The 21,367-nt window shown below is 65.0% G+C and carries 20 protein-coding genes; 5 read left to right on the forward strand and 15 right to left on the reverse strand.

The window, feature by feature from the left end; genetic code table 11:
- Positions 1-118 precede the first annotated feature (118 nt).
- Together ABZ677_RS17180 and ABZ677_RS17185 are read left to right on the forward strand one after the other, a co-directional pair.
- Entirely contained in the window at positions 119-2,416 is a 2,298-nt protein-coding gene (locus ABZ677_RS17180) for an excinuclease ABC subunit UvrA (protein ID WP_358371414.1), read from the forward strand.
- Positions 2,417-2,491: 75 nt separating this feature from the next.
- Positions 2,492-3,418, forward strand: a complete 927-nt coding sequence (locus ABZ677_RS17185; protein ID WP_358371417.1) for an ABC transporter substrate-binding protein — start codon at positions 2,492-2,494, stop codon at positions 3,416-3,418.
- 40 nt (positions 3,419-3,458) lie between these two features.
- Here ABZ677_RS17185 and ABZ677_RS17190 read toward each other — a convergent pair whose 3' ends face one another.
- The 9 genes from ABZ677_RS17190 to ABZ677_RS17230 are packed head-to-tail and all read right to left on the reverse strand — an operon-like array spanning position 3,459 to position 12,815.
- Positions 3,459-4,649: a CoA transferase gene (locus ABZ677_RS17190; protein ID WP_358371419.1), complete on the reverse strand. Its 1,191-nt coding sequence runs from the start codon at positions 4,647-4,649 to the stop codon at positions 3,459-3,461.
- Positions 4,646-6,112 (reverse strand): dihydroorotase family protein, encoded by a 1,467-nt coding sequence (locus tag ABZ677_RS17195; RefSeq protein ID WP_037191075.1) that lies wholly within the window; start codon positions 6,110-6,112, stop codon positions 4,646-4,648. Before ABZ677_RS17195 ends, ABZ677_RS17190 begins: the two co-directional genes overlap by 4 nt.
- Before the next feature lie 20 nt (positions 6,113-6,132).
- The gene (locus ABZ677_RS17200; protein WP_358371422.1) at positions 6,133-7,506 is read right to left on the reverse strand and encodes an FAD-binding protein; all 1,374 of its coding nucleotides are present in this window, start codon (positions 7,504-7,506) and stop codon (positions 6,133-6,135) included.
- A complete protein-coding gene (locus tag ABZ677_RS17205) occupies positions 7,503-8,135 on the reverse strand; it encodes a hydantoin racemase (RefSeq protein ID WP_358371425.1) in 633 nt (210 codons plus the stop codon). The genes ABZ677_RS17200 and ABZ677_RS17205 overlap by 4 nt, the downstream gene beginning before the upstream one ends.
- Before the next feature lie 13 nt (positions 8,136-8,148).
- Positions 8,149-8,853: an ABC transporter ATP-binding protein gene (locus ABZ677_RS17210; RefSeq protein ID WP_037190745.1), complete on the reverse strand. Its 705-nt coding sequence runs from the start codon at positions 8,851-8,853 to the stop codon at positions 8,149-8,151.
- The gene (locus ABZ677_RS17215) at positions 8,850-9,572 is read right to left on the reverse strand and encodes an ABC transporter ATP-binding protein (protein ID WP_358371428.1); all 723 of its coding nucleotides are present in this window, start codon (positions 9,570-9,572) and stop codon (positions 8,850-8,852) included. Before ABZ677_RS17215 ends, ABZ677_RS17210 begins: the two co-directional genes overlap by 4 nt.
- The gene (locus ABZ677_RS17220; RefSeq protein ID WP_358371431.1) at positions 9,569-10,612 is read right to left on the reverse strand and encodes a branched-chain amino acid ABC transporter permease; all 1,044 of its coding nucleotides are present in this window, start codon (positions 10,610-10,612) and stop codon (positions 9,569-9,571) included. The genes ABZ677_RS17215 and ABZ677_RS17220 overlap by 4 nt, the downstream gene beginning before the upstream one ends.
- On the reverse strand, positions 10,609-11,598 hold the full coding sequence (locus ABZ677_RS17225; protein WP_094634764.1) for a branched-chain amino acid ABC transporter permease: 990 nt from the start codon (positions 11,596-11,598) through the stop codon (positions 10,609-10,611). Before ABZ677_RS17225 ends, ABZ677_RS17220 begins: the two co-directional genes overlap by 4 nt.
- Positions 11,595-12,815, reverse strand: coding sequence for an ABC transporter substrate-binding protein (locus ABZ677_RS17230; RefSeq protein ID WP_358371434.1), 1,221 nt, complete (start codon positions 12,813-12,815; stop codon positions 11,595-11,597). Before ABZ677_RS17230 ends, ABZ677_RS17225 begins: the two co-directional genes overlap by 4 nt.
- 210 nt (positions 12,816-13,025) lie before the next feature.
- Between ABZ677_RS17230 and ABZ677_RS17235 the strand changes: the two genes are divergently transcribed.
- On the forward strand, positions 13,026-13,814 hold the full coding sequence (locus ABZ677_RS17235; protein ID WP_094741438.1) for an IclR family transcriptional regulator: 789 nt from the start codon (positions 13,026-13,028) through the stop codon (positions 13,812-13,814).
- Complete coding sequence (locus ABZ677_RS17240) at positions 13,811-14,638, forward strand: CoA ester lyase (protein ID WP_358371437.1); 828 nt, start codon at positions 13,811-13,813, stop codon at positions 14,636-14,638. Before ABZ677_RS17235 ends, ABZ677_RS17240 begins: the two co-directional genes overlap by 4 nt.
- A 58-nt stretch (positions 14,639-14,696) precedes the next feature.
- Here ABZ677_RS17240 and ABZ677_RS17245 read toward each other — a convergent pair whose 3' ends face one another.
- Together ABZ677_RS17245 and ABZ677_RS17250 are read right to left on the reverse strand one after the other, a co-directional pair.
- Positions 14,697-16,124, reverse strand: a complete 1,428-nt coding sequence (locus ABZ677_RS17245) for an MmgE/PrpD family protein (RefSeq protein ID WP_358371440.1) — start codon at positions 16,122-16,124, stop codon at positions 14,697-14,699.
- Positions 16,121-16,933, reverse strand: coding sequence for a cyclase family protein (locus ABZ677_RS17250; RefSeq protein ID WP_037190730.1), 813 nt, complete (start codon positions 16,931-16,933; stop codon positions 16,121-16,123). Before ABZ677_RS17250 ends, ABZ677_RS17245 begins: the two co-directional genes overlap by 4 nt.
- Positions 16,934-17,111: 178 nt before the next feature.
- On the opposite strand from ABZ677_RS17250, the gene ABZ677_RS17255 reads away from it, so the two are divergent.
- Positions 17,112-18,479: an MmgE/PrpD family protein gene (locus ABZ677_RS17255; RefSeq protein WP_358371443.1), complete on the forward strand. Its 1,368-nt coding sequence runs from the start codon at positions 17,112-17,114 to the stop codon at positions 18,477-18,479.
- On the opposite strand, the gene ABZ677_RS17260 is transcribed toward ABZ677_RS17255, so the two are convergent.
- The 4 genes from ABZ677_RS17260 to ABZ677_RS17275 are packed head-to-tail and all read right to left on the reverse strand — an operon-like array spanning position 18,476 to position 21,220.
- Positions 18,476-18,985 (reverse strand): LpqN/LpqT family lipoprotein, encoded by a 510-nt coding sequence (locus ABZ677_RS17260; protein ID WP_358371446.1) that lies wholly within the window; start codon positions 18,983-18,985, stop codon positions 18,476-18,478. The genes ABZ677_RS17255 and ABZ677_RS17260 overlap by 4 nt on opposite strands.
- Before the next feature lie 17 nt (positions 18,986-19,002).
- Complete coding sequence (locus ABZ677_RS17265; protein WP_358371449.1) at positions 19,003-19,920, reverse strand: hypothetical protein; 918 nt, start codon at positions 19,918-19,920, stop codon at positions 19,003-19,005.
- Positions 19,917-20,924 carry a hypothetical protein gene (locus ABZ677_RS17270; RefSeq protein ID WP_358371452.1) on the reverse strand — a complete coding sequence of 336 codons (1,008 nt, stop codon included), beginning with the start codon at positions 20,922-20,924 and terminating at the stop codon, positions 19,917-19,919. The genes ABZ677_RS17265 and ABZ677_RS17270 overlap by 4 nt, the downstream gene beginning before the upstream one ends.
- Positions 20,921-21,220, reverse strand: coding sequence for a type VII secretion target (locus tag ABZ677_RS17275; protein ID WP_358371455.1), 300 nt, complete (start codon positions 21,218-21,220; stop codon positions 20,921-20,923). The genes ABZ677_RS17270 and ABZ677_RS17275 overlap by 4 nt, the downstream gene beginning before the upstream one ends.
- Positions 21,221-21,367 lie beyond the last annotated feature (147 nt).

A 21,367-nucleotide genomic window follows, 5' to 3' on the forward strand; every position in this document is an offset into this window, starting at 1 on the left:
CAGACCGGTAAGTCTGTTACTGCGGACGCACGAACGGCATTTCCGTACGGCGTACGGTAGACTGCGTCGGCCCCGGGCGAACCAGCGTCGGGGGCGGCGAAAGGCGACCTCAGCGCACATGACCCAGGCCCAGCCGACCACCCCAGCCCAGCCATCCAGCAACGAACTGTCCACGATCATCGTTCGCGGAGCGCGCGAGAACAATCTTCGCGACGTGAACCTCGACCTGCCCAAGCGCTCGCTCGTCGTGTTCGCGGGCGTGTCCGGGTCGGGGAAATCCTCGCTCGTGTTCGACACCATCGCTGCCGAAGCTCAACGGCAGATCAACTCCACGTTCACCGCGTTCGCGCAGACCTTCCTTCCGTCCTACGGTCGTCCCGACGCAGATCTGATCGCCAACCTGTCTGCCGTCGTGATCGTCGACCAGAAGCGTCTGTTCGGTGGCCCGCGGTCGACGGTCGGCACCATCACCGACATCGGTGACTGGCTGCGCATGCTGTGGTCCCGCGGCGTCACCCCGACGATCGGGTTCGCGAACGCGTTCTCGTTCAACGACCCGGCCGGCATGTGCCTCGAGTGCGACGGGCTCGGTGAGGCGAAGGTCGTCGACCTCGGCGAACTCGTGGACGAGTCGAAGTCCCTGCGCGAGGGGCCGTTCCGGCATCCGGACTTCGAGGTCGGTAAATGGCCGTATCGAGTGTTCGCCGACTCGGGCCTGTTCGATCTCGACGTCCCGATCGAGCAGTACTCCGCCCGCGAGCGCCACATCTTCTTCGACGCCAAGCCCGGCGAGGTCGAAGTGCTGAACCCCGACGCCGTCATGAAGAGCTACGAGGGGATCGTGTCCCGGTTCCGGCGCAGCTACCTGGCGAAGGACGCCGATGCCCTCAAGGGCAAGGCCAAGCTCGCGTTCGAGCGCATCGTCACGCGCGGCGTCTGCGAGTCCTGCGGCGGCTCCCGCTACAACGAGGCCATCCGCGGCGCAACCCTCGAGGGACTGTCTCTGCCCGACGCGTTCGCGATGCAGGTGTCCGAACTCGCCGATCGTATCGACGGCTGGCAGATCAACGGACTGGGCACCGTCACCGCCGAAATCGTCACGCAGCTACGAAGGCTCGTCGATCTCGGTCTGGGCTACCTCAGCCTGGACCGGGCGACGTCGTCGCTGTCGGGCGGTGAATCCCAGCGCATCAAGATGGTCCGCCACCTCGGAGCCACCCTCAACGACATGCTCTACGTCTTCGACGAACCGACCACAGGCCTCCACCCCCGCGACGTTCACCGCCTCGACGACATGTTGCTCGCGCTGCGCGACAAGGGCAACACCGTCCTCGTCGTCGAGCACGACCCCGAGGTGATGGCCATCGCCGACCGCATCGTCGAGATCGGCCCCGGCGCGGGAAAGGCAGGCGGCACAGTCGTGTTCGAGGGCACTTACGACGAACTCCGCCGCGCCGACACCAGGACAGGTGCCGCGCTGCGCCGCGAGGGCGTCGAATTACGCACTCCCCGTGCGCCTTCGGGCTGGCTGAGCATCACCGGTGCGAGCACGCACAACCTGCGCGACGTCAGCGTCGACGTGCCGCTCGGAGTTCTGACCGCCGTCACCGGCGTCGCGGGTTCCGGCAAATCGAGCCTCATCCACGGCCACCTCCGTGAGGCCGCGCCGGACGCCGTCATCATCGACCAGGCACCCATCCGCGGATCGCGCCGCTCCTCCCCCGCGACCTACACCGGTCTGCTGGACCCGATCCGCGCGTACTTCGCCAAGAAGACCGGCCAGCCGCCGTCGCTGTTCTCGCCCAACTCCGACGGCGCGTGCCCCGACTGCCAAGGCAGTGGCGTCATCTTCACCGACCTCGGGTTCACCGACCCGGTGACGAGCACCTGCGAGACGTGCCAGGGCAGGAGATTCCGTTCGGGCGCGATCCGGCATACCGTTGACGGCATCAGCATCGCCGACATCTTCGAGATGTCCGTCGAGGACGCTCAGGACTTCTTCGAGGTCAAGAAGATCCGCGACATCCTCCGCCGGTGCCGGGACGTCGGGCTCGGCTACCTCTCGCTCGGCCAGAACCTGTCCTCGCTCTCCGGCGGCGAGCGGCAACGGCTCAAGCTCGCTACCGAACTGGTCGGGTCGTCGCCGGTGCTGGTCCTCGACGAGCCGACGACCGGTCTGCACCCGTCGGACGTGTCGAACCTGATCGCGTTGTTGTCCGGGATGGTCGACGAGGGCAGGTCGGTGATCGTCATCGAACACAACCTCGACGTCATCGCCGCCGCCGATTGGGTCATCGACCTCGGCCCCGACGGCGGGCACAACGGCGGTCTGATCACCTTCACCGGAACCGTCGACGAGTTGGTGGTCTCGGACACCCACACCGGCACGTACCTGGCACGGAGCCTGGGGCGCTGACCGCGACCCGATAGTGTTGGCGCTCCACGAGGCATCGGAAACTCAGGAGTGGCAGTGCAGCGTCGATCGGCACGAATGATCTCAGCCGGGTTCGCGGTCGTCGCGCTGGTCGCGACCGGCTGCGGCAGCACGACCACGGACTCCCCGCCGGCCGCCACCTCGGCTACGGCGTCGAGCGGGGAGTTTCCGAGGACGATCGCGTCGGGCTCGGACGGCGGGACCGTCACCATCGACGCGATGCCTCGTTCGATCGTCTCGCTCAGCCCGACGGCGACGGAGACCCTGTATGCCGTCGGGGCGGGTGAGCAGGTGGCGGCCGTCGACGATCAGTCGGACTATCCCGCCGACGCTCCGAAGACCGGGCTGTCGGCGTTCACGCCGAGCCTCGAGGCGATCGTCGCGTACGACCCCGATCTGGTGATCACCTCCACCGACCTCGGCCTCGTGACGTCCACTCTGGCCGAGGCGGGTATTCCGACGTTGCTGGTCCCGGCCGCGACGAGCCTCGACGACGCGTACTCCCAGATCGAACGCGTTGCGGATGCGACCGGGCACGACGCCGACGGCGACGCCGTGGTCGCGCAGATGCGGTCCAGGATCGACGCCGCGGTGGCGAGCGTTCCGGATCGTGATGAACCGCTGACGTACTTCCACGAACTCGACGACACGTTGTACACGGTGTCGAGCGCGAGCTTCGTCGGCCAGATCTACGGTCTGTTCGGCCTGACGAGCATCGCCGACGGCTCCGGCGCAGGCGACTACCCACAGCTGTCCGCCGAATCGGTGATCACCGCGGATCCCGACATCGTGTTCCTCGCCGACGCCCAATGCTGCGGCGTCACAGCCGAATCGGTCGCGGCTCGGCCGGGGTGGGGTTCGATGACCGCCGTCCGAGACGGCAGAATCTTCCCGATGGACGAGGACCTGTCGAGTCGGTGGGGGCCACGCATCGCGGACCAGGTGGAAGCCGTCGCCGCCGTGGTGCAGCAGATTCCGATGTGAACTCGGCGGGTGACCGGACATCGCGATCACCCGCCGCGCTCTACACGATGCTGTCGCGGTGCATCGCCTCGATCTCGTCGGCGCTACAGCCGATTTCGGTAAGCACCTGGTCGGTATCGGCACCGTGCTTGCGGCCGGTGTACCTGATCCGGCCGGGGCTGCCACCCATCCGCCACATGACGTTCTGCATGCGCACGGGGCCGAGGTCGTCGTCCTCGACGGTCGTCACCATTTCGATGGCGTTGACCTGGGGATCGGACAACAGGTCGCTCGGCTTGTAGACGGGAGCGACTGCCGCTCCGGCCTTCTCGAACTCGTCGATCACCACGTCCTTGGTCCGCTCGGCAATCCAGCCGCCGACGTACTCGTCCAGAAGGTCGGCATGGGCGGCGCGCTGACGCCCGGTGGCAAACCACGGTTCGTCGAGCACCTCCGGGTGACCCACCAGCACCAGCACGCGTTCGGCTATCGAATTGGCGCTCGTGGAGATCGCCAACCAATGCCCGTCCGCGGTCTTGTACAGGTTGCGGGGCGCGTTGTTGCTCGACCGGTTCCCGGTTCGCTCCTGATCGATCCCCAGCTGATCGGCGTAGATGACGCCCGGCCCGACCGCAGCCATGATGGGGCTCAACAGATCCAGATCGATCTGCTGGCCCTTACCGCCGTTTTTGGTGCGGTGCAGCAGAGCCATCGAGACGGCAGACGAACCCGCAATCCCGGCGAGGGAATCGGCCAACCCGAACGCCGGAAGCGTCGGCGGCCCATCGGCTTCGCCGGTCAGATGCGCGAACCCACTCATCGATTCGACGAGCGTGCCGAAGGCAGGCCTCGTGGCGTACGGTCCGGTCTGACCGAAGCCGGTGACACGCAACAGGATCAAACCAGGGTTGAGCTCGGAGAGAACGTCGTATCCCAGTCCCCAGCGTTCGAGGGTTCCCGGCCGAAAATTCTCGACCACCACGTCGGCTTCTGCGGCGAGGCGACGAAAGATCGCTCCGCCGTGCGCGTTTCCGAGGTTCAGGGTCATCGTTCGCTTGTTGCGACTGATCATCGTCCACCACAGCGGATGACCGTCCTTGTCCAAGCCGTGTCCGCGCATACCGTCGGGCTTGGTGGGGTGCTCGATCTTGATGACCTCCGCCCCGAAATCGCCGAGAATCTGCGCGACGAGGGGGCCGGCGAGGATCGTCGAGATGTCGAGTACCTTGATGCCCTCCAGTGGGCCCGTCACAGGTACGGACGGTGCAGGTAGCGGCCTGCGGGAGCACCGGCGACGGCACCGTCGGTGAGTACCCGCTGACCGCGGACGAACGTGTCGGTCACCTTGGCACCGAGCTCGAATCCCTCGAACGGTGTGTACTCCTGCGCCGACTCGGAATCCTCCGGACGGACGGTCCAGGTATGGTCCGGGTCGATCAGAGCGATGTCTGCGTCCATCCCGACGGCGATGTCACCCTTGCCCGGTAGGCCGTAGCGCCGGGCAGGGTTGAGCGAGGTCAGCTCGGCGATGCGACGCCAGCTCAGGCCGCGCTTGCGTCCTTCGCTGACCAGTCCGGGCAGCAGGTACTCGGCACCGCCGAAGCCTGATTTCGCGGCGAAGATGTCGCCGCGGTCCTCGGCGAACTTCTTCTCGTCCTTGCAGCACGCGTGATCGCTGACGACCCAGTCGATGTCACCTGCGAGCAGGTGCTCCCACAGCGCTTCGACGTCGTCGCGCGGACGCAGCGGCGGGTTGACCTTGCCGCCGAGGCCGTAGGCGGTGTCGATATCGGCCAACAGGTGCCCGATGGTGACCTCACGGCGGAAGTTGACGTGCGGGAACGCCTTTGCCATCCGCATCGCCGCAGTCAACGCCTTGCGCGAGGACAGGTGCAGCAGGTTGATGTTGGGCAGCTGCGTCTCGTCCGCGAGGAACGACGCGATGGTGACGGCGAGGCCCTCCGAGTGCGGTGGCCGTGACGCGCTGTACGCAGCCAGGCCCTCGAGGGTGCCTTCCTCCTCGACGATCTTGGTGTACGCGCTCATGATCTCGGCGGTCTCGCAGTGCAGCGACAGCGAGATGTGATCGGCCTTGTCGCCCATCTGCTCCCGTGCCGCCTGGATGCCGCGCATCACGAACTCGAAGTGCGCGAGGTCGTACCGCTCCCCCTCGGGGGTCATCAGGAATTCGCTCTGATCGGTCGACCGCCCGTGGAGCCCGTGGCTGCCGTAGAACATGAAGATCTTGAACGAGGTGACGCCGTGATCTGCGATGAGCGCTGGAATTTCGTCGATGTGTTCTTTCGACATCGGCGCGAGGTGGTACGCGTAATCGACGTAGGGACGTCCCTCGGTGGCGTCGAGGACCTTCGGGAACACGTCGGCGTAGGAACCACCGGTGTTCATGTAGTACTGGCCGGTCCGCATGTAGGACAGTGAGGTGGTCACGCCGCCCTGGACACACGCCCGCGACTCGGTCTCGGCATCGTCGCCGAGCGAGTTGTAGATGCCCCAATGCTGGTGTGCGTCGACCACACCGGGAAATGCGACCTTGCCTGCCGCGTCGATGACGGTCTCTGCGGATGCTGCATCGATGTTCGCCTCGATACGGGTGAACTTGCCGTCTTCGATGAGCAGATCCAGAAACTCACCCTCGTCGGGGGCGTCGGATCCTGGCCGAACTACGCGCGCATTGGTGATCAACAGCGTTGACATGATGGTCCTTTCGAGTTTCTTCACAAGAGTTCAGTGGTTCGGAGCGAGCTTGCCGCGAGGTACGCCAGTCCGAGTGCCGGCAGCAATCCGTTACCGGCGAGGTACCCGGCAGCACCGTGGCCGGAGATGCCCATCGCGGCACCGCCCGAGGCGAACAGGCCGGTGATGGCCGAACCGTCGGTTCGCAGTACACGTGCGTTCTCGTCGACGACGAGGCCGCCCTGCGTATGGAACAACGCGGGCACGATCTTGATGGCGGCATACGGCCCGGTGAGAGTGTGCTCGAAAGAGCTGCGGCCGAACGGGTCCGGTGCCTCGCCCGAGGCATACCTTTCCACAGCGTCGAGCTCCTCCGCCACTGCCGCAGGTGGGAGCCCTGTTGCGGCCGCAAGGTTATCGGCATCGTCGGCCCACACCGCAGCACCCGAGTCGACGGTCTGCTGGAAGTCCTTGAACGACAAACACTTGTCGTAGATCGCCCGGTCGATGATGATCCACCCCTCGGATCCGGGCCTGGACGCGAGCGTGGCCGCGTACTCGGAGTAGCCGGTCGTCTCGTCACCGAACCGACGGCCGTTGACGTCGAGCACAACACCGCCGTGCATCACCGTCGCCCAGCCGACGAGCGTCGCGGCCTGCTTGGAGAGCGCGGCGTGCCCCTGGTAGGCATCGAGATACGCCGACTCGGCTCCGAGGCGACGTCCGATGGCGAGCGCGTCACCGGTGGAGTGCTCGCTGCCGTGATAACGCGCCGCCGATATCTCAGGGACGTGCTCGGCCACCATCGAAGCATTGGCACCGTAACCGTTGGTGGCCAACAGAACTGCACGAGTGGGAACGACGTCGATACTGCCGTCGGGCATCGTGATCGTCACCGCGTCGACGGCCCCGTCGGAATCGACGGACACGTCGGTCAGGCGAGCGGGAGTCAACATATCGATGCGTGGCTCGTCCGCCACCGCTCGCGCAAGGTGCTCGAGCATCGCACTGCCGTGCCGGCCTTCGACAGTGTGGCAACGCAATTGCGAGTGCCCCGGGTACGAGAAATCGGTCACGAGGGTGAGCGGCAGCTTCACATGATCTGCGAGCCATTCCACCAGCGGGGCACTGACATCGGCCAGGGTGGACGCCAGCCGTAAATCGGCAGTGCCCTTGGTCTTGCGCAACACGTCGTCCAAGAACTGCTGCGGTGAGTCCTCGATTCCGGCCTCACGCTGCCATCGCGAACCCGCGCCTGGGATCATGGCGGTCGACATCGCGGTGTTGTTACCCCGCTTGAAGTGCGCACTGGCCTCGACCACCAGCACGTCGAGCCCGAGCTCGGCGGCTCGGAGAGCAGCAACGAGCCCGCCGCCCGCGCCTGCCACCACCAGGTCGGGTCCGTCCTCGCTCACGCGGTGACCTGCAGTTCGGATCGCAGACCGAGCAGCCGCAGTGCAGTGGCGGTCGGGTCGACCACCTGCGGCGACGCGGGTGGATCGACGAGATCGACGGCAGAGCACGCATTGATGGCGATGGTGCACCGGAGCTTGCTCGCGTGTTCCGAGACCGCTCTCCCCCAGGCTCCGGTGTCGGCAATATCGTGCACACCGAGTCCGAGTACCTCGGTGGCTTCGGCGACGATCCCGTAGAACCCGAGACGGCGGTCCATTTCCGCGGCAATGGCGTCGTTGCGCGCCAGTGCGCCGATCCGGTGTCCCTGGGACGCGTAGAACGATGCCGTCAACCGCGTCAGTCCGTAGAGCGGCCGCGCGAACGAATCTGCTTCTTCGGCGCAGGGATCGAGCACGCAGTCGGGCAGGAACCCGTCGGCTTCCGTCTCGTGCACGGATCGGAAAGCAGCCGACAGCACCTCCTCGGACCGTCTGATGTCGCGTTCGGAGTCCAGTGCGCTGGGCGCGTCGGCCCCGATGTTGCGAAGCTCGACTGTGGTCCCCGAGGGGGAAAGTTGGTCGTACCGATCCTGCCGCCGCTGCAGTTCTGCCGCGTCGACGTCGATCGGGGTGAAAGCCAAGAGGTGCATGTGGGGTGAACTCCTAAATACCGAGGTAGGCAGCTTTGACCCGTTCGTCGTGTGCCAGTTCGGATCCGGTGCCGGTCAACACGATCGACCCGCTCTCGATGACGTACGCGCGATCGGAGATGGCCAGTGCCTGCGCTGCGTTCTGCTCGACGATCAGCACGGTGACACCCGAATCACGGATGCGGACGATCGCGTCGAGCACCTGAGCTGCGAGCTTGGGGGCGAGCCCGACCGACGGTTCGTCGAGTGTCAGTACTCGCGGCTTCGACATCATCGCGCGACCGATGGCGAGCATCTGCTGCTGACCACCGGACATGGTGTCGGCCCGCTGTTCTCGTCGTTCGGCCAGAATCGGGAACAGCGCGTAGACCTGGTCCAGGGATTCCTTCACACCGCTGCGCTTCTGGGTGTAGGCACCCATCTCGAGGTTGTCGGCGACGGTGAGGCTGCCGAACAGTGCTCGGTCCTGTGCCACGTGCACGAGCCCCGCTCGCACGATCCGATCCGCCCGCATGCCGTGAATGGCGTTGCCGTCCAACATGATCCTACCGCCGGAGGTGGACACCAGACCGGACAGGGCGCGCAGCGTTGTCGTCTTACCTGCCCCGTTGGCACCGATCAGGGAAACGATCTCGTGGCGGTCGACCGCGAGGGTCAACCCGTGCAGAATTTCCAGACGACGGTACCCGGCATGCAGGTTGTCGATTTCGAGCATCATGCTGTTTTCTCCTCACCGAGGTATGCCTCGACGACGCGGTCGTCGGCAACCACCGTGCGTGGGTCACCCGAGGTGAGCACGGCACCTTCGTGCATGACCACCAGACGCTCGGACAGGGCCATCACCGCAGCCATGATGTGCTCGACGAACAGCACCGTCTGGCCCTCCTGGTGCACTGTGCGCAGCAGTTCGATCATCGGCGCACGCTCGGCTGGGACCAGCCCGGCGAGAACCTCGTCGAGGAGCACCACACGTGGCTCCATGGCCAGTGCGCGCGCCAGCTCGAGTCGCTTCAATCCCGCCGTCGACATGGCCGAGACCTTGCCGCCGACCTGATCGGACAATTGCACACGATCGAGGACATCGAGGGCGTGACGCCGCGCATCCTTGCGCGACTTGCGCTTCGACAATGCGGCGATGGTGACGTTCTCCAGTACCGACATCGACTCGAACGGGCGCATCAGCTGGAAGGTGCGAACCAGCCCGGCGCGCGCGATCTTGCTCGCCGGCCAACCGGTGATGTCGGTACCGTCGAAGATCACTCGACCGGTGGTCGGCGGCTGTTCACCCGACAGCAGGGAGAACAAAGTCGTCTTACCTGCCCCGTTGGGGCCGATGATGCCGAGGAATTCGTGCTCGGGCACATCGAGGCTGACGTCGCGCACCGCATGGATACCCGAGAAGGATTTGCTCAGGGATTCGATGCTCAACAGGCTCATCGGTTCCACCTCTCACGGATCGTGCCGAAGATTCCCTTGGGCAGGAAGATCACGATCGCGATCAGAATCACCGAGTACGCGGCAACGTCCAATCCGATTGTTCCCTGCAGGAATTCGAGGAAGGCGGGTGGGTTTCTCAGCAGCTCGTTGATCAACTCGGACAGCGGCCCGATCACGGCAGCGCCGATGACCGGTCCCCAGATCGTGCCGATGCCGCCGATGACGGCCGGGACGATCGCTTCGACGGAGACCGCCGAACCGAAGGCCTGTTCCGGGCCGACGAAGAAGTAGTACTGCGTGTAATAGACGCCTGCGACTGCGGTCAGAGCACAACTCGCCGCCACGGCAATCAGCCGATACTTCATCGTGTCGATACCGAGTGAGGCTGCTGCGGTTTCGTCGTCGCGGGTGGCCTGGACGAACTGCCCGGCCCGCGAGCGGGTGTAGAAGATGGTTCCGAGAACGGCGAGGGCCAGGATGACGAGGGGAATCCAGACGTAGTTGGGGCTGCCCTTCTCGAACTGCAGCATCCACCACGAATCACGAGGCAGGATGGGCACATTGAATCCCTCGGTCTTGTTGAAGACTTCGAGGTTCTGCACCAGCAGCAGGAACATCTGCGCGAAGGCGAACGTGGCCAACGCGAAGTAGGACCCGGCGAGCCGGTAACGCAGACACAGGTACGCGATGAGGGTTCCCACCACCGCCGAGATGATCGCCGCGACGACCATCGAGATCCACGGCGAAACGCCGTGTTCGACCAACAGATATGCACCGGTGTAGGCACCGATTCCGAAGAAGGCGGCGTGGCCGAAGCTGAACATGCCACCGAACCCGCTCATGATGTTCCACGCCACGGCCATCACGGCGAAGATCAGCGTGCGAACGGCAACCGTCTGCGCCTGCTCACCGAGCAGCAGCGGCAATGCCGCCACTACGACGAAACCGATGGCGAGCGTGATCAATTGGCGACGAAGCCAGGTGCCCTTCAACCGTGGATCGTCCGACACCGGGGTGGGTGCGGTCGTTGTCGTTGTCATCGGCGAGCTCCGTACAATCCTTCGGGCTTGAGAAACAGGACGAGAACGAACACCGCGAACACCAGGATCAACGAGCCTGTTCCCGGTAGATACAGCGCGCCGACGGTCTGCACGAGGCCGATGACGAGGCCACCGACCATGGCTCCCACGACGCTTCCGAGTCCGCCGAGAACCACGATGACGAACGCCAGGATGGTGAACTGTTCTCCGACCGACGGCGTCAGACTGGTGAACGGCGTCATCAAGCCGCCGGCGACGGCGACGCAGGCTGCACCGATACCGAAGGTGAGCGCGTAGACCCGACCGATGTCGACGCCGACCAGCTTGGCGCCCTCGGAGTTGGATGCGACTGCGCGAATGGACAATCCGAGCGGCGTCCGCTTCAGTACCGCGGTGAGCGCGACGGCGACCAGAGCAGCCCCGATGAATGCGATGACTCGCGGCCACGACGCGACGGCACCCAGCACGTCGAGGGAACCCTCGATCGGTGCCTGCACCGACTGTGGTCGTCCGCCGAAGATCATCAGCAGCACGTTGATGATCAGCAGCGACAGGCCGAGGGTCACCAGGAGTGGGCCGTCGTGACTACCGCTGATGGTCAATTTCGTCAGCAGCGTTGCCTGCACGACCATCCCGAACAGGAACATCACCGGAACGGCCAACAGCGTTGCGACATAGACCGGCAGACCCGCGTTGGACAGGGCGTACACGATGTACATCGCCATCGTCAGCATCGCGCCCTGGGCAAAGTTCACGATCCCGAGAACGCCGAAGATGAGCGTCAGTCCGACGGAGATCAGTGCGTACACGCCGCCGAGCAGAAGTCCGGAGACGACCGACTGCGTGACCAAGCCCTGATCTTTACCACCGACGAGGTAGATCACCGCCATGATGACGACGATCGCTGCCGCGACCGGGATACCGGGGCCGATCCCGGCCAGACCTTTCTTACCCGTCCTCTCCGCAGTCGAGGTAGCGGCCGTCACTGGCCGGCTCCCACGGGGAACTCGAGTGCGTCCGTTGCGAACTCCTCGGGGAAGACCTGAGCGACTGCACCGTCGCGGACCTGCATGACGATGACGGTCGCGTTCTTGTTCTGCCCGGTCTCGTCGAACTCGATCGGTCCGCTGAACGCGAGGAGCGGGTCGTCGATCGAGACGCCGGAAATGGCCTCGCGCAGATCTTCCGGGTCGCTGGAGGCGCCGTCGTTCAGACCCGCCGCGATGACCTCGACCGCCTGGTAGGACAGCATCGCTGCGGTCTCCATCGGGCGTCCGTACTGAGCCTCGAACCGCGTACGAATGTCGGTGACGCGGTCACTGGTGGCGTCGTAGTGGTAGTTCGCGCTCAACACGCCGTTGCCGGCCGCGCCTGCATCGCTGGGGAACGAGCTGTCGTCGAACGCGCCGTTGGCAATTCCGTAGACACCCTTGACGTTCAGGTTCAGCTGCTGCACCGCACGCGCGATCAACAAACCGTCCGGGTAGTAGCCGGTGGCGACGATGACGTCGGGATTCGATACCGCTGCCTCACGGACCTGAGTGGTGGCGTCGGAGAAATTGGTTGCGGGATAGGTGATTTCCTGCACCGACGAGATCCCCTGATTGGCTGCCTCGGCCTCGAATGCGTCGAAGACGCTGTCGCCGAAGGATCCCTCGATATGCAGGTACGACACTCGGTCGATGGCCTGGCCGGTCTGCTCCTCGATCGCGGCCAGTGCCTTGGCACCGTCGGTACCCATGCTGGAGGCGTTCGGCTGCATCCGGAAGGAGTACTGGTAACCCTGATCGAGGATCTTGTCGTCGACGGCCACGTCGATCACGAGCGGCACCCGAGATCGTTCGGCGACCGAGGCGACGTTCTGAGTGACGTCACTCTGGTACGTGCCGATGAGCGACACCGCGCCGTCGTCGATCAGTCGCTGTGCCTCGCTCTGGCCGACCTCTGCTTTGCCCTGGCTGTCACCCGACACCAACTCCAGCTGCCGACCGTCCAAGGACGAAATACCGCCTGCTGCATTGATATCGGCCACCGCAAGAGCAGCACCGTCGTTCATCAATCCGCCCACACCTGCCAGAGCTCCGGTGGTGGGATGAACCGATCCGATCTTGATGGGGCCGGAGTCGTCCGAGCCGGTGGAGGAACCACACGCTGCTGCACCCACGACTGCAACGGCTGTCAGCACACCTACGAGCTTCTTCATTGTCGAATCTGCCTTCCGCGCCCATCGGCGCCGAGTCGAACCACTGGGCGGAACCTACCGTTCCGCTGAGCGCACCATCAGATTGATGATTGATCTCGCTGAAATCGAGTATGGCACGCATCACGGCCTCAGAACAGGCTCTTCCGTCAATTTCTTGTTACGGGTATGGTTCGCTCAGCGGAACGCCTGCACATCCGAAAGGTGGCACTTATGGTCAGCAAGCCTGCACTGGAGACCTCGACCGGAACCGAGTCGGCCGATCGTGTCGCCGATGTACTGATCGCCTTCGCGCAATCCGACCGGGCGCTCGGCGTGTCCGAGATCGCCCGCACTCTGGACCTGAGCAAGGCTGTGGTGCACCGCATTCTGCAATCGCTTGCGTCGCGGTCGATCGTGCAGCCGGTCGCGGGCGAGTCGACCTATTCACTCGGCCCGGCGGCGATCGGACTCGGCACGAAGGCGTGGAGCCAGCTCGACGTTCGCTCCATCGCCGCTCCGGTATTGCGCGCGCTGCGTGCGAACACACGCGAAACCGCAACGCTGTCGGTACTTGTCGGGCACCGCCGCGTCTATCTCGATCAGTACGAGAGCCCCCAGGAGGTGAAGATGGTCGTCGAGATCGGACCCCAGTACGCGCTGCACTCGGGTGCCTCGAGCCGAGCCATCCTGGCGTTTCTACCCGACCGATTCGCAGAGGAGGCCTTCCAGGAACTCCGCAGCAGTTCCCCCGACGCCGACGAGACCCGCTTCCGCGCTCGCCTCGCCGAGATCCGCACCAACGGGTACGCAACCTCGACGAACGAACGAAACACCGGTGCAGCCTCGATCGCCGCTCCGTTCTTCGACGCCGCAGGGCACGTACTCGGATCGGTCAGCTCGTCCGGTCCAGCCTTCCGCTACTCCTCGTCCGCGGACGACGAACACATCGTGCACGCCGGTCAGGTTGTCGCGGCAGCCCAGTCGATCACCAGCATCCTGGAAGCGCGTGCAGCTCGATGACCCCCACCTCTGCCCGGTCGTTCCTCTACGTCCCCGCGAACAAACCCGAACTGTTCGACAAGGCAGTAAACGGAGACACCGACGCGGTGATCATCGACCTCGAGGACGCGGTTCCGTTGCCGGACAAGGATCGAGCGCGCAACGAGGTCGCACAGTGGTTGGAGTCGAGGTCGTCGACCGACACCCAGATCTGGATCCGAGTCACCCCCGAGTTCATGACGCAGGATCTCGAGGCCGTCGCCGGAACCGCCGTCACCGGCATCATGGTGGCGAAGTGTTCGACCGATTCACTGACACGCGCGGACCGTTTCCTCGAGATGCGCAACCTCCCCGACGTCGAGCTGATCGGCCTGATCGAGACCGCTCACTCCTTGCGCGCTCTGCCGGAGATGGCTCGGTGCAACAGAGTTCGAACGTTCGGGATCGGTGAGGTCGACCTGCTCGCAGACCTGCGGATCACCCGTTCGGAGTCCACCGAGTCGATGATCGACGCCATCCGCCTGAGCGTCGTGATCGATTGCGCTGCCGCAGGTCTGGCCGCGCCGATCGCTCCGACATCGACCGATTTCCGCGACCTGGACGGATTTGTCGCCACCACAGCACGTTTCGTGCAGATGGGGTTCCGCGGCCGGACGGCACTGCACCCGAGCCAGGTCCCGATCATCAATGCCGCACTCACGCCGTCGGCGGACGATGTCACTGCGGCCCGTCGACTGGTGGAACTCTACGACGTGGCCCAGGGCGGTCCGACCGTGGACGACAGCGGCCGATTCGTCGACGAAGCAGTGGTGCGGGGCGCGCGAGAGATCCTCGCCCGGGCCTGAACTGGTCGAAACCGCAGTTCGGGCACCGCCACAGGAAAGACGGTGCCCGAGGCCTGTCCTATTGCTGCGTGGACGATTTCAGATCGGTCAACGGCGCGAGCAGTGTTCCGATGTCGGTCAGGTCCCCGAGCCGATCGCATCGACCGGCCAGTTCCTTCAGTTCGACGTCGGAGAGGAACGGCCCGGCGTTGCTGGTGAACTTGGTCGAGACCTCACCGAACGACAGCGGCCGTTCGGGTCCTCCGCGGGTGGTCAGCACCTCTTCGACGACGACTGTTCCGTCGGTCAGGGTTGCTGTCAGTACCGCTGGAAACTGATGCGGGAAAATGGCATCGCATCGGGAATCCGGAACGACGTCGACTTTGGCCATCAGCGCTCGCCGATCGGCTGACTTCGCCAACTCGTCCGTGTAATCCTCGAGCGCAGCACCGAGTCCGCCCCCGCCCAGCAGGCCGACCACCACCGCGTAGGGTCCGCTGAACTGAGCCATGTATCCGGTCTCGGGCGTGCGCTTGACGTCGATGGGTTCGCCGATCGTCCGCAGGTTCGCCGCGGGCACTCCGAGCTCCAGCTTCTCGATCTGCTCCGGCCCGATTCCCCTCGCCCGCAGGGCTGCTCCCGCGTCGATCGCAGCATGGGTGAAGTGGTTGGCCGGGTAGGGCTTGAAGAAGATTCCGGGAACGGCCCACTCGGAGCCGAGTCCGTCCAGAATTTCGTCGGCTCGACCCGGCTCGTGCAACCAGGCCTGGAAGAAGCCGAATCGGCCTTCCAGGACGGTCGGCGGTCCCGTGATCCCGTGTCGCGCAAGCCCGGCCGCAGACAGCGCGGAGTGTGCAGCCCATCCGCAGTGCATACGCTTGACCGTTCCGCCGGTGCGGTTGGCCTCGATGATGCCCGACGCCATCGACGCGGCAATACCCATCGTGTCCACGATCCGATCCTCGGATGCACCACCGATGACTGCTGCAGCCACGGCGCTGCCCATGGCACCGCAGATGGAAGTGGCGTGTTGACCGTGCTCGAAGAACACCGAATTCTTGGTCTCCGGATCGAAGCCCGCCATTCCGATCCGCACACAGACTTCGAGCCCGATCGCGATGCCCCGTACGAGTTCTCGACCGTCGGCTCCGTGCTCTTGAGCGGCCGCGAGTGCCGCAGGCACCACACTGGCACTCGGGTGCAGGATCGACGGCAGATGGGTGTCGTCGAAATCGAGCGAGTGTGCGAGCACGCCGTTGACGAAGGCGGCCATGGCAGGAGGCAGTGCAACGTCGAGCCCGACGGCGGACGCCGTTGCCGACCCACCTTGTTCTCGTGCCCACGCGGTCGCGGCCCGACTGGTATCGAGGTCGGTGGCGGCCACCGCGATGCCGAGCGTGTCCAGTACTCGCATCCCCACCGAGGCGACAACGGCCTCGGGTAGATCCTGGTAGCGGGTGGTCGCGGCGAAGTGAGCTATGTGCTGTGCGAGAGTGCGTTCGGTCATGCGGACCTCACCGCCAACGGCCGGACCGGCGAACCCGTTGCGCCGAAGATGTTCAGCGGAACGAGGAGGAACGTGAATTCGAAGAGTTCCTGCTGCGAGAGCTCTTCGAGGTCGAGTGCCTCGATGATGTAGATTCCGCTCTCCACCAGGAGAACCCGGTGCGCGGGTAGCAGACCGTGGCCACTGCCGGGAGCGAGCCGCTCGAACGCGATGGTGTCGGCACCCGCAGCGTGCACGCCCTTGTCCGCCAGCCACTGCGCACCTGCTTCTCCGACTCCGGGAACGCCGGACGGTCCGCCGACGTAGGGCAGCCCTTCGGCGAACAACTGCCCCCAGCCGCTACGTATCAAGACGACATCGCCAGGTCCGATCTCGACACCCTCGGCTGCACAGGCCGATTCGAGATCGTCGACGGTGATCTCGTAACCACCCTCGCAGCGGCCGACACCGAGACGCCTCGGAATGTCCAGCAGCACACCGCGGCGGATCATGGGCTCGATGGTGTGCACGCCGTGTTCGACGTATTTCCCACCGAGGCAGGACTGACCTGCATCGGCCCCGCCGTGCAGTTTGCCGTCCTGGCTGACGTGAGCAAGGGCGTCGATATGCGTGCCCACATGCGTTCCGGTGGTGATCATGTCGTTCGCGGCGCTGCCGCCATCCGCTCGGGTCATGTCACCGTGCCTGCGCGGCAACGTGTGCCAGAACTGCGGATGATTGGGTGACTGTGGCATGCCGACTCTCAGCTGCCTCCCGAGATCGACTACGTGCACGCCCCCTTGGACGGCACGAAGAAGTTGATCGGACATTGCTTCATCTCCTCGTTCGACGCTGAGCAGGCACCTCACACCAGCGTAGTTTCGTTTCGCTAGCCGGAACGTTTGTGACTCTCCGAGAGTTGCGCCGGCGCTAGGACGAGCGTAGCAGTCTGCTGGTTACCCGTCTCGATCATTGACTCTTTCGTTCTCCACCTTCTACAGTCCGCGAATGGACGGTTCACACGCGTTTCGCTCAACGGAACATATTGCCGCAGTCGATCGTCTGGCTGCCGTGATGGTCGAGCTCAGGGGCGCACCCTTGACCGCACCGCTGAACGAACGGGTTCGGTTGGTCCTGTTCGATCTACTGGGTGTCACACTCGCCGGTGCCCGCTCCGCCGAGATGGTCGAATTGCGAAGGAACTGGGCTGCAGAGACCGGATCGACGCACCCGATCGGTGGAAGCGCAGGTACCACTGTCGAAACCGCGTCCGAGCTCGACGCGATCGCATCGTGTTGCCTCGAACTGGACGAGGGGAACAAGTACGCCGCCGGTCATCCTGCTGCGCACGTGCTCCCCGCGGCTGTCGCCGCGACCAGGCTTTCACCGACGCCGATTTCGGGTTCGACCTTCCTGACGGCCATCGTGGCGGGATACGAGGTTGCTGCCCGATTCGGCTGGGCACTGAACCGCAACAGCTCCTGGCACACCCATGGACACTGGGGTGCTACCGGTGCGGCCACGGCAGCGGCATTCATACACGGTGCCGGTGCGAACGAGGTTGCCGCAGCGATCGACTCCTCGTCTGCGCTGGTTCATGTAGCGCCATGGGCGGTGGTTCTCGACGGAAACTTCTCCCGCAACCTGTGGATCGGCGGTGCCGCGCGGGCGGGCCTGAACGCGGCCAGACTGGCCCGATCGAGGGCGGTGCACAATTCGGGTGCCATCGAGCACACCTTGGGCGCGATTGTCGGGACCTTGAACACCGCCAGACTGACGGAGGACCTCGGCGATCGATGGCTCACGCTCGAGGGCTACACGAAGCAGCACGCCAGCTGCTCGTACACGCACGCCGCCGTCGACGCCGTGCAGAGTCTGCGCTCGAATGCCGAATGGTCCGCGGAGGACATCGAACATGTGCGGGTGCGAACGCATTCGTTGGCAGAACCACTGTTTCGCCGACACCCCTCCAGCAGGCTGGGCGCCATGTTCTCGCTGCCGTTCGTCGTTGCAGCCGCCGTCGTGTCCGACGCGATAGACGTCGAATCTCTCGATCCTCGAGGTGCGACTTTCGCGGCGGCCGAATTGTTCAGCGCTCGGGTCGACGTGGCGTCATCGAGCGAATTCGATGCTCTGCTGCCCGCGCGTCGAGCCGCCGAGGTGACGATCGAATTCAAGGACGGACGTACGGTCTCCGCGACCACCCCGAATCCAGTGGGCGACATCGACCATTTCCCCATGGACTACGCCGCACTGCGGGCCAAGATCTCTCGCTTGGTCGGCGAATCCGATACCACCGTTCTCGAAGACATCGTCGATGCCCTCGGCGCGACGGAGGACGTGGCGGCACTGTTGCGCGAGCTGCCCAAACACTAGCTTCGTCCGAAGCGCACCTCGTCGACGAATGCGTCTACAGCGCAGGACAATGGCTGCCGTAGCGAATCCGGCACGGTGACGGTCACCTGCACCAGATACTGATCGACGATGTGGTGGACGACGACGTACCGGGTCCGGGCGAAGAGCAACCGACCGTCGCAGTCGTAGCGACCTGCGATCGAGACGGCCGGTAGACCGCAGAACGAGTCTCGGTCGTGACCGATCTCGACCCAGCCGGGCAGCGCCCGAGAGTCACCGAAGCCGCAGTCCAGCAACGATTCCGGATGGACCGATCGACTGAGTTTGCCGACCAGAACGACCGCGTTCGGCACGAATCCCTCGACCGCGTTCACCGGTGAGGACAGCACCGCGGTGGCGTGTGGGAAGTGATGCTCGAAAACAGCCTCCCAGTCCGGTGGCACCGGGAGCTCGAGCCCGAACCTGTCGCATTCGTCGCGGTGTACCGGTGCCAGTTCGACACCCTGCTGCTGGAGATAGGTTTCCATCGTCCTTTCTCGAACCGTCACTGGACAGTGCTCCTTCCACCGACAGTCGATGCGGCACGGTCGGCGCGGATGCGCTCGCGCAGGCTGGGCGGACGCAGTAACTTCCGCGCATCCTCGCGTCCCAGTTGCTCGCGCGCCCAGGGATTGTCGCGACACCACAGAAGCAGCGCGAGCAGCGTATTCGGTTCGACCTTCTTCTCACACGCCATGATGACCAGCTCCGGCTCGTCGGTCTCGCTCGATCGGCGCGGGACTGTGATCACCGGCAGGTCACCTCGGTGCGGTACTGCTGGATTCGGATGCTCCTCCAGGCGCAGATCCGCAATGTCGCTCCAGGGCAGGACCGTCACGTCGTTCGACACCTTCCACCCACGACGTCGATAGATCTGTCGGACGATACCTTCGGGGTGCAGAGAGACCCTGGTGCGGTTGACGACAACGAACCCCAGGACGAACCACGCCAGGCATGCCGGCGCGCCTATCGCCGTCAGCAACTCGGCCATCTCTTGGCGAGGGTCCGGTCCGTCGTCCCTGAATACGAAGTAGGACAGGCCCACAACCGACGCGAAGGCGAGCAGACCTGCCCGAGCCACGAAGTCCCCGCGCCCGGGCACCGACAAACCTGCGCCGACGCCTGCAACGTCGACCCGCCGCACGAAACGTGACAGTCGTGCAGATCCGATGCCGGACATCGGCACAGCCATCCCCAAGGGAAGGAGCACGAAGAACGCGAGCCACAACAGTGCCAGGAGGCCTCCTACGCCCGTCCTGGCAATCACAGGGACGGCGACAACCAGCAGTCCCACCACTACCGTACAGATGCCGAAAACCGCTGCGAGCCAGCCGAGGTGGACACTGCGCCACCTCCGCACCCACAGAGGTCCGGGATTTGCTGTCGCAGGCGTGTTCGCGCCTGTGTCCTCACGATCGGTCATCGCAGCGTCCATTCGAAGACCTTCGATACGCCGTGGCTGACGGAGCCCCCGACCAGGGCACCCAACGCGACGCCTGCGGCAGCACCGGCCACCGTGCCCGGCCCGGGAAACACCGAACCCGCGGTACCACCGAGTCCCGCCAGGGCGCCGGTCACGTAGGTCGCAGCTGCGAGGCCGGCGGCGGTACTCGCCGTGTTGACCGCGACCGCCTCGGTGGGGCTCACCCCCTCGTCGATATCGTGCGTGATCGAGGGAATAGTTCCCGCCACCGCACCGAACGCCCCCAACCCCCGACCGATGTTCTTGGCAACATCGTCCACGGAACCGACACCTGGAAGTTCCAGCGCCCTCGTCATTGCGTCGCTCATGCCCCCGATCACCGTCGCTGCAATGGTCGTCGGCCAGTCCGGCATCCACGAGAACGATCCGTCCGGGTTCTCGACGAACTTCCCGGTCGGGCTACCGAGCGCAAGCTCGGTCAACAGCTTCGTGGGCTCGGCCAACTGCTGAGCAGCGTCGAGTGCGGCTCGGTCTGCCTGCCTCAGAGCATCCTGGATGTCGTCGGTCAACTGCGCTGCAGCAGAACGTAGTTCGTCGGCCTGTCGTACCTTTTCTTCACCCAGGACGTCCGGTATCAACGCGATCATCCCGTCGGGGTCGACCACACCGTCGGCCCGAACGGCGAACCCGCTCGTCGTCGCCGCCGACACCTGCGCCTGCAGGTGCGCCTTTGCGGCGTCGACCATTGCTGCTGCGGTCTCGAATGCCTTACCGAGTGAATCGATCTCACTGCAGACGGAGCTCATCCGGGAGCATTCGGCCACCACGCGTTCGGCTGCGGCCTCGGCTGCCTCACCGGTCCACGTCTCGGCCAATGTGTCCTGCTCCTCCAGCACTCCGGTGCGCTGGCCGTTGACGCGCTCGACGATCTCCGACAGTTCGATCATCGTCTTGCGCATCGACTCCGGCTCCCAGCCCGCGACGTGCGGCACGGTGGGGGTCACTTCGGCTGGTCCATCGCAGCGAAGCGGCGGGCGAGTTCGTCGTCGGCGATCTCGTAGTTCTGCGCTACGCCGCGGGCGATGTCCGCGACGCATTCGGCCCGCCCGGCCAGGGCTGCAACAGCTCCGGCCGCTGCAGCTGCCGCCGCCGCACATGCTGCGCGGAAGTCACTCCCCTGCACCGCATTCTCCGATTCCCGGAACGGAGCAAGAGCATCCACCTCACGGATCGCCCCGCCAGTTGCCGACAACACATTCGAGAACTGCCGCAGGATCGCTGGATCCACATTCACTGTCATGACGCTCCCCCGAGTCGCACCGTATCGACGCCCGGTGAATCGGCGTCATGGGGTTTGACGCCTGTGGGCTCGGATCGGTTCCGTCCGGTCCGATTCCGGAGTCGCAAATGCGGCGGGTACCGTTGGCCCGGCTAACGATCTAGGGGG

Source organism: Rhodococcus sp. NPDC006774 (genome assembly GCF_040636045.1).
Classification (GTDB): domain Bacteria; phylum Actinomycetota; class Actinomycetes; order Mycobacteriales; family Mycobacteriaceae; genus Rhodococcoides.

Coding starts and splice junctions, on each gene's coding strand:
- ABZ677_RS17180 (WP_358371414.1), top strand. CDS start 119: ATGACCCAGGCCCAGCCGACCACCCCAGCCCAGCCATCCAGCAACGAA.
- ABZ677_RS17185 (WP_358371417.1), top strand. CDS start 2,492: ATGATCTCAGCCGGGTTCGCGGTCGTCGCGCTGGTCGCGACCGGCTGC.
- ABZ677_RS17195 (WP_037191075.1), bottom strand. CDS start 6,112: ATGTCAACGCTGTTGATCACCAATGCGCGCGTAGTTCGGCCAGGATCC.
- ABZ677_RS17205 (WP_358371425.1), bottom strand. CDS start 8,135: ATGCACCTCTTGGCTTTCACCCCGATCGACGTCGACGCGGCAGAACTG.
- ABZ677_RS17210 (WP_037190745.1), bottom strand. CDS start 8,853: ATGATGCTCGAAATCGACAACCTGCATGCCGGGTACCGTCGTCTGGAA.
- ABZ677_RS17215 (WP_358371428.1), bottom strand. CDS start 9,572: ATGAGCCTGTTGAGCATCGAATCCCTGAGCAAATCCTTCTCGGGTATC.
- ABZ677_RS17220 (WP_358371431.1), bottom strand. CDS start 10,612: ATGACAACGACAACGACCGCACCCACCCCGGTGTCGGACGATCCACGG.
- ABZ677_RS17230 (WP_358371434.1), bottom strand. CDS start 12,815: ATGAAGAAGCTCGTAGGTGTGCTGACAGCCGTTGCAGTCGTGGGTGCA.
- ABZ677_RS17235 (WP_094741438.1), top strand. CDS start 13,026: ATGGTCAGCAAGCCTGCACTGGAGACCTCGACCGGAACCGAGTCGGCC.
- ABZ677_RS17240 (WP_358371437.1), top strand. CDS start 13,811: ATGACCCCCACCTCTGCCCGGTCGTTCCTCTACGTCCCCGCGAACAAA.
- ABZ677_RS17245 (WP_358371440.1), bottom strand. CDS start 16,124: ATGACCGAACGCACTCTCGCACAGCACATAGCTCACTTCGCCGCGACC.
- ABZ677_RS17250 (WP_037190730.1), bottom strand. CDS start 16,933: ATGTCCGATCAACTTCTTCGTGCCGTCCAAGGGGGCGTGCACGTAGTC.
- ABZ677_RS17255 (WP_358371443.1), top strand. CDS start 17,112: ATGGACGGTTCACACGCGTTTCGCTCAACGGAACATATTGCCGCAGTC.
- ABZ677_RS17260 (WP_358371446.1), bottom strand. CDS start 18,985: ATGGAAACCTATCTCCAGCAGCAGGGTGTCGAACTGGCACCGGTACAC.
- ABZ677_RS17265 (WP_358371449.1), bottom strand. CDS start 19,920: ATGACCGATCGTGAGGACACAGGCGCGAACACGCCTGCGACAGCAAAT.
- ABZ677_RS17275 (WP_358371455.1), bottom strand. CDS start 21,220: ATGACAGTGAATGTGGATCCAGCGATCCTGCGGCAGTTCTCGAATGTG.